This is a genomic window from Pseudarthrobacter woesei (assembly GCF_055412745.1).
Window position 1 is genome coordinate 161,191 of sequence record NZ_JBVAYU010000003.1, and the last position, 14,838, is coordinate 176,028.

Annotated in this window: 13 protein-coding genes and 1 tRNA gene; 5 read left to right on the forward strand and 9 right to left on the reverse strand. The window is 68.2% G+C overall.

Annotated features, from left to right (window positions below):
- Nucleotides 1-21: 21 nt before the first annotated feature.
- Nucleotides 22-894 (forward strand): sulfurtransferase, encoded by an 873-nt coding sequence (locus ACZYZE_RS06195; protein ID WP_459318822.1) that lies wholly within the window; start codon nucleotides 22-24, stop codon nucleotides 892-894.
- Between the two features lie 28 nt (nucleotides 895-922).
- Here ACZYZE_RS06195 and ACZYZE_RS06200 read toward each other — a convergent pair whose 3' ends face one another.
- Complete coding sequence (locus ACZYZE_RS06200) at nucleotides 923-2,338, reverse strand: HNH endonuclease (protein ID WP_463906827.1); 1,416 nt, start codon at nucleotides 2,336-2,338, stop codon at nucleotides 923-925.
- A gap of 112 nt (nucleotides 2,339-2,450) precedes the next feature.
- On the opposite strand from ACZYZE_RS06200, the gene ACZYZE_RS06205 reads away from it, so the two are divergent.
- Both ACZYZE_RS06205 and ACZYZE_RS06210 read left to right on the forward strand, forming a co-directional pair.
- Nucleotides 2,451-3,608: an NAD(P)-dependent alcohol dehydrogenase gene (locus tag ACZYZE_RS06205; RefSeq protein WP_463906829.1), complete on the forward strand. Its 1,158-nt coding sequence runs from the start codon at nucleotides 2,451-2,453 to the stop codon at nucleotides 3,606-3,608.
- Entirely contained in the window at nucleotides 3,605-4,033 is a 429-nt protein-coding gene (locus ACZYZE_RS06210) for an HIT family protein (protein ID WP_459318819.1), read from the forward strand. Before ACZYZE_RS06205 ends, ACZYZE_RS06210 begins: the two co-directional genes overlap by 4 nt.
- A gap of 53 nt (nucleotides 4,034-4,086) precedes the next feature.
- Here the strand turns inward: ACZYZE_RS06210 and hrpA are convergent, their stop codons facing one another.
- Nucleotides 4,087-8,076 carry an ATP-dependent RNA helicase HrpA gene (gene hrpA, locus ACZYZE_RS06215; protein WP_463906832.1) on the reverse strand — a complete coding sequence of 1,330 codons (3,990 nt, stop codon included), beginning with the start codon at nucleotides 8,074-8,076 and terminating at the stop codon, nucleotides 4,087-4,089.
- 144 nt (nucleotides 8,077-8,220) lie between these two features.
- Complete coding sequence (locus ACZYZE_RS06220; RefSeq protein ID WP_459318817.1) at nucleotides 8,221-8,388, reverse strand: hypothetical protein; 168 nt, start codon at nucleotides 8,386-8,388, stop codon at nucleotides 8,221-8,223.
- 93 nt (nucleotides 8,389-8,481) lie between these two features.
- Here ACZYZE_RS06220 and ACZYZE_RS06225 point away from each other — a divergent pair, with 93 nt between their 5' ends.
- The gene (locus ACZYZE_RS06225; protein ID WP_463906835.1) at nucleotides 8,482-9,450 is read left to right on the forward strand and encodes a GlxA family transcriptional regulator; all 969 of its coding nucleotides are present in this window, start codon (nucleotides 8,482-8,484) and stop codon (nucleotides 9,448-9,450) included.
- 9 nt (nucleotides 9,451-9,459) lie between these two features.
- On the opposite strand, the gene ACZYZE_RS06230 is transcribed toward ACZYZE_RS06225, so the two are convergent.
- Together ACZYZE_RS06230 and ACZYZE_RS06235 are read right to left on the reverse strand one after the other, a co-directional pair.
- On the reverse strand, nucleotides 9,460-9,798 hold the full coding sequence (locus tag ACZYZE_RS06230) for a protealysin inhibitor emfourin (protein WP_463906836.1): 339 nt from the start codon (nucleotides 9,796-9,798) through the stop codon (nucleotides 9,460-9,462).
- 27 nt (nucleotides 9,799-9,825) lie between these two features.
- Entirely contained in the window at nucleotides 9,826-10,884 is a 1,059-nt protein-coding gene (locus ACZYZE_RS06235; protein WP_459318814.1) for a M4 family metallopeptidase, read from the reverse strand.
- 193 nt (nucleotides 10,885-11,077) lie between these two features.
- Between ACZYZE_RS06235 and ACZYZE_RS06240 the strand changes: the two genes are divergently transcribed.
- Nucleotides 11,078-11,533: an SRPBCC family protein gene (locus tag ACZYZE_RS06240; protein ID WP_459318813.1), complete on the forward strand. Its 456-nt coding sequence runs from the start codon at nucleotides 11,078-11,080 to the stop codon at nucleotides 11,531-11,533.
- Nucleotides 11,534-11,650: 117 nt separating this feature from the next.
- On the opposite strand, the gene ACZYZE_RS06245 is transcribed toward ACZYZE_RS06240, so the two are convergent.
- The 4 genes from ACZYZE_RS06245 to ACZYZE_RS06260 all read right to left on the reverse strand — a co-directional run bounded on the left by ACZYZE_RS06245 (nucleotide 11,651) and on the right by ACZYZE_RS06260 (nucleotide 14,727).
- Nucleotides 11,651-11,723, reverse strand: a tRNA-Arg gene (locus ACZYZE_RS06245).
- A gap of 102 nt (nucleotides 11,724-11,825) precedes the next feature.
- Nucleotides 11,826-13,361, reverse strand: coding sequence for an FAD-dependent oxidoreductase (locus ACZYZE_RS06250; RefSeq protein WP_463906839.1), 1,536 nt, complete (start codon nucleotides 13,359-13,361; stop codon nucleotides 11,826-11,828).
- On the reverse strand, nucleotides 13,358-14,251 hold the full coding sequence (locus tag ACZYZE_RS06255) for an FAD:protein FMN transferase (RefSeq protein ID WP_459318811.1): 894 nt from the start codon (nucleotides 14,249-14,251) through the stop codon (nucleotides 13,358-13,360). Before ACZYZE_RS06255 ends, ACZYZE_RS06250 begins: the two co-directional genes overlap by 4 nt.
- Before the next feature lie 38 nt (nucleotides 14,252-14,289).
- On the reverse strand, nucleotides 14,290-14,727 hold the full coding sequence (locus ACZYZE_RS06260) for an FMN-binding protein (RefSeq protein ID WP_459318810.1): 438 nt from the start codon (nucleotides 14,725-14,727) through the stop codon (nucleotides 14,290-14,292).
- Nucleotides 14,728-14,838 lie beyond the last annotated feature (111 nt).

The window sequence follows — 14,838 nt, forward strand, 5'->3', positions numbered from 1 at the left end:
GGCCGCAGCTACAGTTGGCGGATGCAGATCCTCATAGATGTGGCGGAATTGAACGAACGGCTGGGCAGCGTCGGGCAAACCGGCCAGCGCACAGTGCTGCTGGATGTGCGCTGGGCGCTCGGCGACCCGCACGGCCGGGACCATTACCTCGCCGGTCACCTTCCGGGCGCCGTCTTCGTGGACCTCCCGACCGAACTGGCCGGCCCCGCAGATCCGGGTCGCGGCCGCCATCCGCTCCCGTCGTTGGAGCAGTTTCAGGCGTCCGTCCGCTCCTGGGGCGTCCGCAGCGGCGACGTCGTTGTTGCCTATGACGACAGCGGCAACATGGCCGCCGCCCGGCTGTGGTGGATGCTCCGGAACGCCGGCGTTGCCGATGTTTACCTGCTCGACGGCGGCCTGGCCGCCTGGCGTGCCGCCGGTTTCGACGTCGAAAGCGGCGAGCGGCCGTCAGCGGGTGGCGACGTTGTCCTCTCGGACGGGGCCATGCCAGTGATCGACGCTGGTCAGGCGGCATCCTGGGGGCGGCAGGGGTTCCTCCTGGACGCGCGGGCGGGGGAGCGGTACCGCGGCGAAATCGAACCGGTGGATCCCCGCGCCGGCCACATCCCGGGAGCCGTCAGCGCCCCCACCTCCGCCAACCTCGGCGCGGACGGCAGGTTCCTCCCTGCCGACCAGTTGCGGGAACGTTTCGCCGGTGTGGGTGTGCGGCCGGACACCCACACTGCGGTCTACTGCGGGTCGGGCGTGACGGCGGCCCACGAAATCGCGGCGTTGTCCATCGCAGGAATCCCTGCAGCGCTCTATCCGGGCTCTTTCTCCGAATGGTCCAACAATCCCTCGAACGACGTCGTGACCGGCACTGCGCCCTACGCCGAGGGCACCGCCGCGCAGTGAGGAGCACGAGGACACGCTCACCCGCTCCTCACCGCAACGCGGGGTCACTTACGGCCCATCTTTCCCTGTCGGATGGGCTGTATGTGACCCCGCGTTGGTGTTGGCGGGGCATGTGCGGTGCGTCAGCGTTCAGGCCGCAAGCTGGCAGGGGTGGCGCGGTGGACTCATAGGTGTGGCCGGTGGGGGTGGTGAGTTCGATGGTGTGCCGTGGCCCCGGTCTGGGGTGGGCGCTCCAGCCGGGGGTTTCTTTGGTGTGGTTGCAGGCTTCGCAGAGTCCGGCGCCGTTGGCCCCGGTGGTGGTGCCGCCGTGGTGCCAGGGGATGATGTGGTCGTAGTGGCGGATGGGGGCGTCGCAGTAGGGGGTGCGGCAGGTGTCGTCGCGGGCCTGGATGAAGCGGCGGAGCCCGGGCGGGAAGAGCCGGGCGCGGGAGTCCATGCCGATCAGGTCCCCGGTGCCGGGGGCGGTGTAGAGCCGGCGGAGCCATAGGCTGAACGCCGCGTCGTGGTTAGCCGTGGCTTTTCCCTTGCCCGGGTGGGTGAGGATGTTTCGGGCCCAGCCGGCGGGGACGATGCCGTAGCCGGGGAGCCGGGCGGGTTCGGAGTCGCCCTGGAGGAGGGTGCGGTCGGTCATGATGAGCTGGAGTTCGATTCCGGTGATCCCGCCGGGGGTGCCGGTGGTGCGTTCGACGAGGCCATCGGCCATGAGCTGGCCGCGGGAGCGGGGGTCCCCGGCGGCGCGGAGGGTGTCGGCGTGCCGGGTCAGGGCGGTGTACACGGCGACGCCTTCGGCGACCGGGAGCAGCGCGGTGAGGTAGGTCAGGGTGTCGGGGGCGGGGCGGAGGCTGACGTGCCGGTCGGTGGCGGCGTGGGCCGCGCGCTGGGTGACGGTGCGGGGGTCGCGGCGGTAGGCTGCGGTGCGGGCGAGAGCAACAATTGCCCGGTCTCCGGCGCCGTCGAAGGTGCCGGTGTCGGCGGCGAGTTCCTCGTCGACGGCGGCCCGGTCGGCGGCGGACAGGCAGGCGGTTTCCCGCACCAGCAGGGTGGCGCGCCATTCGTTCAGCTGCCCCGCTTCCAGAGCAAGCAGCGTGTGGGGCATTTCGGTGACGAGGGCTGTGGCCAGGCCCAGGAGCCGGCTGCCGCGGGCGGGGGATTCGCGCCGGGCCAGCGCGATCTGGGCGCTAACCCCGGCGCCACGTTCCGCGGCGGGGACCCCGAGGCCCCGCTGTTCACGGCGCTGGAGGAGGTCGAAGGCGACGGCGATTCTGGCCTGCAGCGCGGCGGCGGCGGATTTGAGGTCCTCGAGGTCCCGGAGCTGGCCGATCAGCCCGGCGCCGCCGTCGTCGTCGAGGCAGGGGCGGACAGCGGCCAGAGAGCGGGCCACATCCGTGACCGTCACACTGCCTGCCGCCGAAGGAGCCACGTCGGGCTTCTGAATGCCGTCCATGGAAACAGGCTATCGGGCACCTGCTACAATTTGGCGTCGTTGCGGAAGCCCCGCCCGCCCAGGCGGGCGCTCCAGATTGGCCATGTTCCGGCCCCGGGGGTAGCGTCGAAACATGACTCCAGGACGCCCCGTGCCGCCGCCCCTTGCCAAACCGCTCCCCAATCCCAGCACCCCGTCGGCGGCCGCTGACGGCCCCCGGTTGGCCGCAGCCGTCGGTGCGACCTCAAGCGACAGCGGTATGGTTCCGCTGACGGTTGCTCGCCGTGCGCCGAAGGAAGACGACGTCGAGATCGCGATCGAATTTTGCGGCCTGTGCCACTCGGACGTCCACGCCACCCGCGGCGAGTGGGGCACGCAGAACTACCCGCTGGTTCCCGGCCACGAAATCGTGGGCCGCGTCAGCCGTGTCGGCTCCGCCGTCGACGACTTCACCCCCGGTGAGCGTGTCGGCGTCGGCTGCATGGTCGATTCCTGCCGCGAATGCGAGAGCTGCCTGGACGGCATGGAGCAGTACTGCGAAAACGGCATGACCGGAACCTATGGGGCCAAGGATGTCCGCAACGACGGTGCCATCACCCAGGGCGGTTACGCCACCTCCATCGTCGTTGACCGCCGTTACGTGCTCCGCGTCCCGGAATCCCTGGACCCGGCCGCGGCCGCGCCGCTGCTGTGTGCCGGCATCACCACATTCTCGCCGCTGCGCCACTTCGACGTCGAGGAGGGCGACGTCGTCGGCGTCGTCGGTCTGGGCGGACTGGGCCACATGGCAGTGAAGCTGGCCAAGGCGATGGGCGCAGCGGTGAAAGTCTTCACCACCTCGGAATCCAAGATCGCCGCAGCCCGCGGACTCGGCGCGGATGACGTGATCCTGTCCCGCGACCGGGCCGCGATGGACGCCGCAAACCGGAGCATCGACGTCATCATCGACACTGTCGCGGCACCCCACGACCTCAACCCCTACTTCCGGACCCTGCGCGTGGATGGTGTGCTGTTCCAGCTGGGGCTTCCCTCGGAGGACATGCCGCCGGTGAACCCGGGCGCGCTGATCCGCCGCCGGATTGCATACGCAGGCTCCCTGATCGGCGGCATCGCCGAGACCCAGGAGATGCTGGACTTCTGCGCCGAGCACGACGTCGTCTCCGAGGTTGAGGTGGTCCGCGCGGACCAGCTCAACGAGGCCTATGACCGGATGGTGGCCGGAGAAGTGAAGTACCGTTTTGTCCTGGACGCCAGCACTCTGGGGTCCCCGTCGGAAAGGGCAGACGCATGAGCACACTCTTCACCAGGATCATCAACGGCGAGATCCCCGGCCGCTTTGTATGGCGCGAGGACGACGTGGTGGCCTTCCTCACCGTCGGCCCGCTCGCAGACGGGCACACCCTTGTGGTGCCTACCGAGGAAGTGGACCGCTGGACGGACGCCTCCCCGGCGCTGCTCGCACGGTTAATGCAGGTGGCCCAGAAGATCGGGGCCGTCCAGGTCGAGGTGTTCGGCGCCGCCCGGGCCGGACTCATCGTCGCCGGCTACGAAATCAACCACCTCCACGTCCACGTCTGGCCCTCCAACACCATGGCTGACTTCGACTTCGGCTCGGTGGACCAGCACCCGGACCCGGCACGGCTTGACGCCAACGCGGAGAAGCTCCGCGAAGGCCTCCGGACCGCGGGGTTCGCGGAGCACGTCCCGGCGGTCTAAGGCGTCGCCGCAGCAACTTTTCACCGGCGTCGGTGCCCCGCCCCAGCGGGGTGTCAGGCCGGCGCCAGTGCCCTATTGAGCACCGCGCGGATCCGCTTCTCGGATACCGAGTAGGCGGTCCCGAGCTCGACGGCGAACAGGCTCACCCTGAGCTCCTCGATCATCCAGCGGACCTGGGTTAACTCCGCCCCCGCCCGGCGGCCTGGCAGCAGTGCCGACACGGCGTCGTCGTGGTCGTCTTCCAGCGCCTGGACCGCCGCCATGTGCTGGGCATCCCGCGGGACGTTGGCTGGAAGCTTCTCAAGGCGCTTCTCGATCGCCGCGAGATAGCGCGGCAGTTGGCTGAGCTGGGCGTAGCCCGTGCGTGCCACAAAACCGGGGAACACCAGCTGCTCCAGCTGGCTCTTGATGTCGTTGAGGGCGCTGATCAGCGCCAGGCTGGTGGTGCCCTTGAGCTGCTTCTCGATACGCCGCGTGCTGGCAAGGATGCGTTCGACGACGGCGGTGACGGTGAAGACCGTGTCGATCAGCTCGGCCCGGACCTTCTCGTACAGCGCGTTGAAAGACGACTCGTCCCAGGGCAGTTCGGCGGGCGTGAGCTTGTCGATCGCGGCGAGGGCGCAATCTGCGATCAGGGCCGAAACGGAGCCGTGCGGGTTCTGGCTGAAGGTCAGCTTCTCGATGTTGTTCAGGTGCTCCAGGACGTAACGGTCCGGCGGCGAAACCTTCAGGGCCAGCAGCCGGATCACACCGCCGCGCATGGCCTGCTCCTGCTCGGAGCCGGACTGGAAGAGCCGCAGTGCCACCGTGCCGCCCTCGTCGACGAGTGCGGGGTAGCCGGTGACGGTATGGCCCTTCACCGTGCCCTGGACCTGGCGCTGCACGGTTCCGAAGGACCAGGCGGTGAGGCCGGATTTCTCGGCAAAACCGGCCGAGGCGGCAGCGGCAGAGGCCGCGGATGCGATGCCGTTGCCGGCAGCCTTCCCGGTGGCCCGCCCGCCGGTCTTTGGCGCCGTCGTCGCGGGCGTGGCGCCCAGCGACTCGGCGATCGCACGGCGGGTGGCCGGCGCCAGCCGTTCCTGCAGCGCCGGGAGGTCTTTGCCCTCGTCCAGCACCTTGCCCTGGGAATCGACGACGCTGAAGCTGACGCGCAGGTGCGACGGCACGGCCTCCCAGTTCCAGGAATTCGGCGGGATGACCTGGCCGCGGATCCGGCGCAGGACAAGCTCAAGGCTGGCTTCCAGCTCGTCTGTGGCGGGGTCAAAATCGGCCTCGAGGGCCGCTACGGCCTGGCGCGCGACGTCGGGCGCCGGTACGAAGTTCTTGCGCACCTGCTTGGGCAGGGACTTGATCAGGGCCGTGACAAGCTCCACGCGCTGGCCCGGAATGAGCCAGCGGAAGGCGGCGTCGTCGAGCTGGTTGAGGAACAGCACGGGGACTTCGGCGGTGACGCCGTCAGACGGATTCGGCGGCGAGCCGGGCGCCACCGGGTGGAACTCGTAGCTTAGCGGCAGCTCGAAGCCCTTGTGCAGCAGGGTCTTCGGGTAGGCCGAATCATCGAGCGCATCGGCGTCCTCGCTGATCAGCAGCGTCTGGTCGAAGTCGAGCAGCGTGGGATCCAGCTGCCGCGCTTCCTTCCACCACTTGTCGAAGTGCCGCTCGGAGACGACGTCCTTGCCGATCCGGGCGTCATAGAACCCGAAGAGAGTCTCGTCGTCCACGAGGATGCCCCGGCGCCGCATCCGCGCCTCAAGCTCCTCGACCTCGTGGAGCAGGGCACGGTTGCGGTGGAAGAACTTGTGATGGGTCTGCCAGTCGCCTTCGACGAGGGCGTGCCGGATGAAGAGCTCCCGGCACAGCTCCGGATCCACCCTGCCGTAGTTGATCCGGCGGCTCGGGATGATGGGCACGCCGTAGAGAGTGACCTTCTCATGGGCCATCACCGAGCCCATTTTCTTGGACCAGTGCGGTTCGCTGTAGCTGCGCTTGACCAGGTCCGGCGCCACCTGCTCGACCCAGAGCGGATCGAACTTCGCGGCAACCCGGGCCCAGAGCCGGCTGGTCTCGACGAGCTCCGCGGCCATCACGAAGGTGGGGGACTTCTTGAACAGCGCCGAGCCCGGGAAGATCGCGAAGCGGCTGCCGCGGGCGCCGGCGTACTCGCGCTTGCGCTCGTCGAGGATGCCGACGTGGCTCAGCAGGCCCGAGAGCAGGCTGATGTGGATGCCCTCATGAAGGCCCACCGGATCGGCCAGGCGCTTGTTGTCCAGGCTGATGCCGAGCGGACGGGCAAGCTGGCGGAGCTGGGCGAACAGGTCCTGCCACTCGCGGACGCGGAGGTAGTTGATGAACTCGGCACGGCAGAGCCGGCGGAACGCCGTGGAGGAGAGCTCCTCCTGCTTTTCCTGAAGGTAGTTCCAGAGGTTCAGGAAACCGGTGAAGTCCGAATTCTCGTCGCGGAACCGCGCGTGCTTCTCCGCGGCGAGCTGCTGCTTGCCGGAGCCGTCCCCCTGGGGACGCTCGCGCGGGTCCTGGATGGTGAGGGCAGCGGCGAGGATCATAACTTCCCGGACGCAGCCGCGCTTGCCGGACTCCACGATCATCCGGCCGAGCCGGGGATCCACGGGCAACTGCGCCAGCTGCTGTCCGACGGCGGTGAGCCCGCCACCGCTTCCGCTTCCGCTGTCGCCGTCCGTCTGTCCCTGCGGGCGCGCGGCGCCGAGGGCGCCGAGCTCGCGGAGCAGGGTGACGCCGTCGTTGATCGCGCGCGAATCCGGCGGCTCCACAAACGGGAAGTTTTCCACGTCCTTGGGCCCGCGGGCAACGCCCATCGCGGTCATCTGCAGGATGACGGCGGCAAGGTTGGTGCGCAGGATCTCGGGATCGGTGAACGGCGGGCGCGACTCGAAGTCCGCCTCCGAGTAGAGCCTGATCGTGATGCCGTCGGACACGCGGCCGCAGCGGCCGGAGCGCTGGTTGGCGGAGGCCTGGGAGACCCGCTCGATTGGCAGGCGCTGGACCTTGGTGCGGTGCGAATAGCGTGAGATGCGCGCGGTGCCGGTGTCGATGACGTACTTGATGCCCGGGACCGTCAGCGAGGTTTCGGCGACGTTGGTGGCCAGCACGATCCTGCGCTTGTTGCCGGGGTGGAAGACCTTGTGTTGCTCCTGCAGGCTCAACCGGGCAAAGAGGGGGAGTACCTCTGTCCCGGCGAGCCGGCGGTTGGACTGGATCCTGGCATTGAGGGCCTCGGCGGCGTCACGGATCTCGCGTTCGCCGGAGAAGAAGATGAGGATGTCGCCGGGGGCTTCCACGGCGAGTTCGTCGACGGCGTCGCACACCGCGTCGAGCGGGTCGCGGTCCTCCTCCAGTTCATCGTCCGAGGCAGCGACCGCATCTTCACCTGCATCGGCGCCGGCAGCGCCGCCGGCCGGCTGGGAAAGGGGCCGGTAGCGGATCTCGACCGGGTAGGTGCGTCCCGAGACCTCGATGATCGGCGAAGGTTCTTCCTCGGTGCCGAAGTGCTGGGCGAACCGCTGCGGGTCGATGGTGGCCGAGGTGATGATGATCTTCAGGTCCGGCCGCTGCGGCAGGATCCGCTTAAGGTAGCCGAGGATGAAGTCGATGTTCAGGCTGCGCTCGTGGGCCTCATCGATGATGATGGCGTTGTACTTTCGCAGCAGCTTGTCGCGCCGGATCTCGGCCAGCAGGATGCCGTCGGTCATGAGCTTGACCTTGGTGTTGCGGCCGACCTCACCGGTGAACCGGACCTGGAAGCCCACCTCCTGGCCGATGTCGACGCCGAGTTCCTCCGCGATGCGCTCCGCGACGGTGCGGGCGGCAAGCCGGCGCGGCTGGGTGTGGCCGATCAGGCCGTTCTCGCCCAGGCCAAGCTCCAGGCACATCTTGGGAATCTGGGTCGTCTTACCGGAACCGGTCTCGCCGGCGATGATGGTCACCTGGTTGGCCGCGATGGCGGCCATCAGGTCCTCGCGGCGCTCGGAGACCGGCAGCTCGGCGGGGTAGGAAATATGCAGTGTCATGGCTGGAGACAGTCTACTGGGAACTGTCCCGGCGGCAGTTCCGGAACATAGGGGTGGCCGGTCACCAGGGAAGTGCCCGGTCCCTGTCGGGGCCGGGCAACGGGTGGTGGCGGGGGCGCCGTGTGATCCGGTCTCCGCCGGGGCTCAGAAGATCCTGAAGGTGTAGCTGCTGCTGGGCAGGTCCAGGGCGGACCAGTAGTCTTCCGAGCGGACCGGCGGGTTGTGGCCCAGCCCGTCCTTGCGGAGCGCTGCGATGGTGGTTGCCGCTGCGGTGATGATGAGGACGATGAGGGCGATTCCGAAGAGTTCCATAGCTCCATGGTTCTCCGGTGACGGGGACAAAAGAAGTGGCAGAAATGCCCAAAAAGCTATAATTTCTGCCACTGTGTCTGTCAGAATGGAGTCATGATCAAATCAGTGGCAATGATCGTGGTCCCCCACTTCTCGATCTTCGAGTTCGCGACCGCTTTTGAGGTTTTCGGCATAGACCGGTCAGCCCGCGGAAGCGGCGTCCCCGCGTTTGATTTCCGGGTCTGTACCCCCGCGCCGGGCGATGTCCCGATGAGGTCCGGACTGTCCATGCATGTGGGGCTCGGACTGGACGCCGCGGCGGACGCTGACCTGGTGGTCATGACTCCCTACGGCGGGGACGTGGACGTTCCCGAATCCGTCCTGGCCGCGCTGCGGGCCGCGCACGAACGCGGGGCCTGGGTGATGTCGATCTGCACCGGTGCTTTCGCCCTGGCCCGGGCCGGTCTGCTCGACGGCCGCCGCTGCACGACGCACTGGCACTATTCCCGGGAGCTCGCCGGCCGGTATCCCGCGGCGCTGGTGGATGAAAACGTCCTCTACGTGGAGGACGGCCGGATCATCACGAGCGCGGGCACAGCCGCCGGCATTGATGCGTGCCTGCATCTGGTCCGGCTGGAGTTCGGGGCCAACGTGGCGGCGAGCATCGCCCGCGACATGGTGGTTCCGCCGCACCGCGACGGCGGCCAGGCCCAGTTCATCGAGCGGCCGATCCCGGCCTGCGGCTCCGAGCCCATGGAGGAGCTGCTGCAGTGGATGGTGCGGCATCTCGGGGACGACCATTCCGTCAACGAACTGGCCGCACGCGTCCACATGTCGCCCCGGACTTTTGCCCGGCGCTTCCGGTCCGAAACGGGTGCGACTCCCGCGGCATGGCTCAATTCCCAGCGGGTACTGCGGGCCCAGGAGCTGCTAGAGACCACCGACCTCAACATCGACGAAATCGCCCGGGAATCAGGCTTCGGGCACTCGGTGCTGTTGCGCCACCACTTCGCAAAAGTGCTGGACACGAGCCCGCAGTCCTACCGCCGCACCTTCCGCGGCCACCTGGCCGCAGCGGTCTAAGCAGGAAGTTCAGCCGTGTGGCCCAAGGAGACCGTCCGACGGCGGCGGGCCTCCCGGCCCGGCGGGTGAAGATTCTGCTGCGGCCCGGGCGTGGTCGACAAGATCCCGCCACGGTCCCGTGACGGCCTGCTCCGGAAGTGTGGCCCTTCGCTGGCCGGCGCGGATGCTGTAGAGGAAGCGGTCCGGCTGGCCGGTGGCGGCCGCCCGGGCGGTCTTCGGGACCTCCTCCCAGGGGCAGGCCTCAACAAGCGGCTGCCAGAGCTCCGTGTCATCCGGAGGCGTGGCCAGCACGGACCATGTCCGCTTCATTCCGGCAATCCCGCCGCTGCGCTGGACGGTGATTTTCATCTGACTGTGATTTTCATAGGGGCGGCTTCATCGTCTGATTCCTGGGAGCTTTACCTTCACAGTTTCCCACGCAGACAGGACGGCGTCATGTTCCGCGGATTCGGCTCCAAAGACTTCCCTCGCGGACGCCGCCGTGGCTTTGGCGAAGGCGCCGAACGTCGCGTTGGGAGCCAGGGTGCCGCCGGTCAGGGTGTGGTACCAGATCTGCGCCGGGGCGTCCCAGGCATTGCCGCCCAGAGCAGTGGCAACCAGGCAGAAGGCCCGGTTGGGGATGCCGGAGTTCAGGTGCACCCCGCCGTTGTCAGCGCTGGTGTGGACGTAGGTATCCATCGAGTCCGGCTGCGGGTCCTTGCCCAGCACGTCGTCGTCGTACGCCGTTCCCGGCGCCTTCATGGAGCGCAAGGCGCTGCCCTGGACCTGGTCCGTGAACAGTCCTTCGCCGATCAGCCAGCTGGCCTCGGCCGTCGACTGCTTCTTTACGTACTGCTCAACGAGGGCGCCGAACACGTCAGACATTGATTCGTTCAGTGCGCCCGCCTGGTTCCGGTAGACCAGGCCCGCCGAGTACTGGGTGACGCCGTGGGCGAGTTCGTGGCCGATAACGCTCAGCGACTTCGTGAACCGCTGGAAGACCTGCCCGTCGCCGTCGCCGAAGACCATTTGCGCCCCGTCCCAGAACGCGTTGTCGTACAGGTGGCCGTAGTGGACCGTGGCATCAAGGTGGAGGCCGTTGCCGTCAATGGAGTTCCGGCCGAACGCTTCGGCATAGAGCCGGTGGGTATGGCCCAGGCCGTCATACGCCTCATCGGCTGCCGGGTCGCCGGTAGGTGGTTCCCCCTCTTTGCGCACCACACTGCCGGGCAACTGCTCGGCGAACTTGGCGTCGTAGACGGTGCGCTCCGGCGGGGAAGGCTTGAGCTCCCGCATCCCCGGATGACTCCCCGGGCCGGGAGCCGCACGGGAGGCCTGAAAGCTCTTGACATGCAGCAGCGCTTCCTTCGCCGCGCGGGCGGCCCCGGAGAGCCGTGGCTCGCGCTGGGCAGCCAGGCGGCGGAGAAGGTAAGGCGGGATGATGGAACAGTACATGTGAGACCCCTTTATGCTTCGGCGGAGTCCCGTCGCGGTGGGACAACTGGTACGGGGCCCAGCCGCCCGCCGGCCGCCGGAACCCCGCTGCCGATGCAGACAGCCTACGAGCGGGGACCGACATTTGGCAGGGGCAGTCCCGGCGCGGCGTCAGGCCCTGTTCCTCCGGCCACGGCCGGACGTAAAATCACGCATGGAAAAGTTACGGTATTCGGTGAAGATCAACGCGCCCGTGCAGGACGTGTGGACAACGATGCTGGACGCTGCCAGCTACCGGGAGTGGACCAGCGTTTTCAACAGCGGCTCCTACTACGAAGGCGCCTGGGACAAGGGCGGCGAAATCCGCTTCCTGGGTCCGGACGACAAGGGCTCGCTCGGCGGGATGATCGCGACCGTTGAGGAGAACAAGCAAAACCAGTTCCTCTCCCTCCGCTACACCGGCCAGATCATCGACGGTGCGGATGACACCACCAGCGATGCCGCGAAATCCTTCATCGGCACCCACGAGAACTACGCCTTCAGCGAGTCCGGCGGGGTAACAACCGTGGACGTCGAACTCGACAGCGAGGATGACTTCGTCGCGATGTTCAACGACGCCTGGCCGCTGGCACTGGCCAAGCTCAAGGACATCACGGAGGCCCGGAACTGAGGCTCAAAGCGGAGGCCCAGAACTGAGGCACCAAGCTGAGGAACCCGGAGTTGCCGCCCGGGTGGTGGCGGAACGCAGAAAACCCCGCCGTTTCACTGAAACGGCGGGGTTTGTGTGTGCCCTCGATTGGAATCGAACCAACGACCTTCTGCTCCGGAGGCAGACGCTCTATCCCCTGAGCTACGAGGGCAGTCAGGGTTCCTGCCGTTACCGGCGGGACGTCCTAGAGCTTAGCAGGAAGGTGGGCTCCAAGGGAAAATCGAGGCTCCCGCGCCGTCCGGGGCAGCCCGTCTCAGTAGCCGGCGAAGGAGTCCACGTGGATCCGCCGCGCCCCGGCGGCCCGGGCGGCGGCCCGGAGCGAGCGGACGCTGGCCGGCGAACCGGACACAAAAACTTCCCGGCTGGAAATGTCGGGAACGAGTTCCTTCAGCGCCGCGCCGTCGATCCGGGACCGGCCCGCGTCCTGCATAAACGCCGGCGGCGACGAGCCGTCCGCGAGCCTGGCCACGACGCGGGAGCCGGAGCGTTCGAGCTCCTCCGCGTAGGCGAGCTCGGACGCTGTCCGCGCCAGGTAAAGCAGGACCACGTCCCGGTCCTTGGCGGAGCCGGCGCCGAGCTGGGCCAGATAGGGGGTGATTCCAATGCCTGCCGCTATGAGAAGCACAGGTGCGTCTGTCTTCCGGGGCAGGACAAAATCGCCGCCCACGGCCGTTCCCGTCAGTTCGTCGCCGGGCTGCAGGGACAGCAGCGTCCGCTTGGCCGAGGACAGCGGTTCGGCCGTTCCCACCCCGATTGTGAGCACGGGGGACTCCGGGGGGCTGGTGAGGCTGAAGACGCGCCGCAGGCCCCTGCCGTCGGACTTCTCGTGTGGCAGGTGCAGTTCCATGTACTGTCCGGGGCTGTAGCGGACGGGACGCTCCGGGCGGAAGCTGAATTCCGTCGTCGTCGGCGTCAGTGGCCGGGAGCCCAGGAACTCGAGGCGGACCCCGCCGCGCTGCCCAACAGCGGAGGCGAGGGCGTTCCCCACCAGCAGTGCCAGCTCGGGGGAGTTTGCCACGAAACCGAGGTTGTAGGGGACGGCGAACAGCACCCCGACGACGGCGGCCAGCGCCAGCTGCTGCCACCGGCGCGGCGGCAGGGTGAGCGGTTCGGTCAGCATAAAACCGACGAAGAACAGCACAGGACGCTGGGCGAGCGGCTGCCACAGGGCCTCGCCAAGCCCCGATCCGGCCCGCAGCAGTTCCACGGCCACGATGGACACCGCGACCACTGTAAACACCGCGGCCATGAGGAACTTCCGGATGCGGTAGAGCACCAGCAGCACGCCGGGCAGCAGGAGCCAGAGCATCGCCGGCGTGGCGGCCCACCAGGTGGCGATGTTAAGCCCGGTCAGTCCGGTGATGAAGGCGCCGGCCGCCGCCGGGTTAAACATGTGCCGGCCGCGCCAGGCAAGAGCGTACTTGGACGCGGACGCCAGCACACAGGCCAGGGCAACGCCGGCAAGGTCCAGCACCTGGAGCCCCGAGGATAACTGCGTCGGCCAGAACAGGAAGTACAGGAGCAGGCCCGTGATGAGTGATGACTCCGAGTGCGGTCGCACGTGGAACAGGGCGGCCAGGGCGCGGTTGGATGCGTACGACAGGCCAAGGCACAGTGCCAGATGCGCGGCCATCTCCACGAGCCCGAAGGTCAGCCAGCCGAGCACATTGAGCAGCATGCTGTACACAGCAAGCACGGCCAGGACCCAAAGCACCAGCCGGTACATCGTGAACCGGCCCAGCACCGTGTCCAGCCGCGAGCCGATGGGGGTGGAGGCGGTGGCAGTCATGAGAACAGGGCCCCTTCAAAGTCGGCGGAATACTCGGCGTGTCCGTCCGAGTACACGGTAAGCCAGGAGAACTCGAACTCCTCCCGCAGCCGGGCGCCCCCGACAAAGAACAGGGCTGTGGCCAGCGCGTCGGCCACCATCGCCGTGCCGGCCATTGCCCAGCTGGCGACGACGGTCCGCACCGGGGTGCCGGTGGTGCCGTCCAGGACGTGGTGGAGCCCGTCGCCCCAGGCGCGCCGGTTGGCGGCGGAGGCGCAAAGCGCACCGGTTCCCAGGCTGACAATCCCGATTGCCCGGTCCGGGTCGTAGGGGTGTTCCAGCGCCACCTCGACCGGAGCGGCGCCGCCGGTGTCCGGACCGGGGCCGGAGTTCAGCAGGTCCCCGCTCGCGTCGATGAAGTGTTCTTCGACGCCGCAGGCACGCAGTTCGGCCGAGAGCAGATCCGCCAGCTGTCCTTTGCCGGCCGCTCCGACGTCGATCACCACCGGGGCGCTGGTGGTCAGCACCGTGCCCTGCCAGTCCAGCACGGTTTCCCACGGCGGGGCAGGCAGCGGGGGCCCGCCGGCGCGCAGGGAATAGCTGGCGTCATAGCCGAGCTGCTCCAGGCTGCCGCCGATCAGCGGAGTCATGGCCCCGCCGCTTAGCCGGTACAGGGACGCGTAGAGCCGGCCGAGGCCGGCCGCCCCGGCGGGCAGCTCGTAGGTCCCGGGCCGCCGCGCTGCCCCGGCGATCAGGGAGTCGGGCCGGAAACGGGACCACGCGGCGTCGTAGTCCGCCACGGCAGCCAGCAGCCGGCGGCGGTGCGCTTCGGGCAGGGGCGATGGCGTGGAGATCTCCCAACGGGTACCGATCCCGTCGAAGCTGAAGTCCGTCCAGCCCGGATGCGGCACGTGTCCTCCCCTGCTGCCGGAGTGTCCCGGCCGTTCCACTATTTGGCGTCGGCCTTGATCTTTTCCACGGCCTGGGTGAAGCCGCCGCTGGTCAGCGAGGACCCGGCCACCTTGGAGACCTTGATCTCATCGAGCTTCTTGCCCACGATCTGGGCCTTGATGCCGCCGGCGAACTCGCCCTGGAACTTCTTGGTGTTGGGGTTGGAGGGATGCGGGGTGATCTGTACGTCCGACACGGCCCCGCTGGCCAGCGTCAGTTTCACGCCCACCGTCTCGGTGCCGTTGGGGGAGACGTAGTTGCCGTCGGCGGTGTAGATACCGTCCTTGTAGCTGGCGGTTCCCGCGCCGGCGGAGGAGGGTGCCGGTGAGGCCCCTTGGGCGGCGGGGGCCTGGGCGGGTGCGCAGCCCGCTGCGGTCCCGGCCAGGGACAGGCCGGCGATGCCGACGAGGACGCTTTTTCGGAGGGAGATATTCATGCCGCGGCTCGTTTCGTTAGCGAAGATCGGACAGGGGCGTGACTCGAGAGCAGTGACTCAATGCGGGTACACCGATGACAACGTTGTCCTTAGCCTAATGGTTCACCCTGC

Excerpts from the sequence above, each read along its gene's own strand:
- ACZYZE_RS06195 (WP_459318822.1), top strand. The coding sequence starts at position 22 with ATGCAGATCCTCATAGATGTGGCGGAATTGAACGAACGGCTGGGCAGC.
- ACZYZE_RS06235 (WP_459318814.1), bottom strand. The coding sequence starts at position 10,884 with ATGTACTGTTCCATCATCCCGCCTTACCTTCTCCGCCGCCTGGCTGCC.
- ACZYZE_RS06210 (WP_459318819.1), top strand. The coding sequence starts at position 3,605 with ATGAGCACACTCTTCACCAGGATCATCAACGGCGAGATCCCCGGCCGC.
- ACZYZE_RS06220 (WP_459318817.1), bottom strand. The coding sequence starts at position 8,388 with ATGGAACTCTTCGGAATCGCCCTCATCGTCCTCATCATCACCGCAGCG.
- ACZYZE_RS06240 (WP_459318813.1), top strand. The coding sequence starts at position 11,078 with ATGGAAAAGTTACGGTATTCGGTGAAGATCAACGCGCCCGTGCAGGAC.
- ACZYZE_RS06225 (WP_463906835.1), top strand. The coding sequence starts at position 8,482 with ATGATCAAATCAGTGGCAATGATCGTGGTCCCCCACTTCTCGATCTTC.
- ACZYZE_RS06230 (WP_463906836.1), bottom strand. The coding sequence starts at position 9,798 with ATGAAAATCACCGTCCAGCGCAGCGGCGGGATTGCCGGAATGAAGCGG.
- hrpA (WP_463906832.1), bottom strand. The coding sequence starts at position 8,076 with ATGACACTGCATATTTCCTACCCCGCCGAGCTGCCGGTCTCCGAGCGC.
- ACZYZE_RS06260 (WP_459318810.1), bottom strand. The coding sequence starts at position 14,727 with ATGAATATCTCCCTCCGAAAAAGCGTCCTCGTCGGCATCGCCGGCCTG.
- ACZYZE_RS06250 (WP_463906839.1), bottom strand. The coding sequence starts at position 13,361 with ATGACTGCCACCGCCTCCACCCCCATCGGCTCGCGGCTGGACACGGTG.
- ACZYZE_RS06200 (WP_463906827.1), bottom strand. The coding sequence starts at position 2,338 with ATGGACGGCATTCAGAAGCCCGACGTGGCTCCTTCGGCGGCAGGCAGT.
- ACZYZE_RS06205 (WP_463906829.1), top strand. The coding sequence starts at position 2,451 with ATGACTCCAGGACGCCCCGTGCCGCCGCCCCTTGCCAAACCGCTCCCC.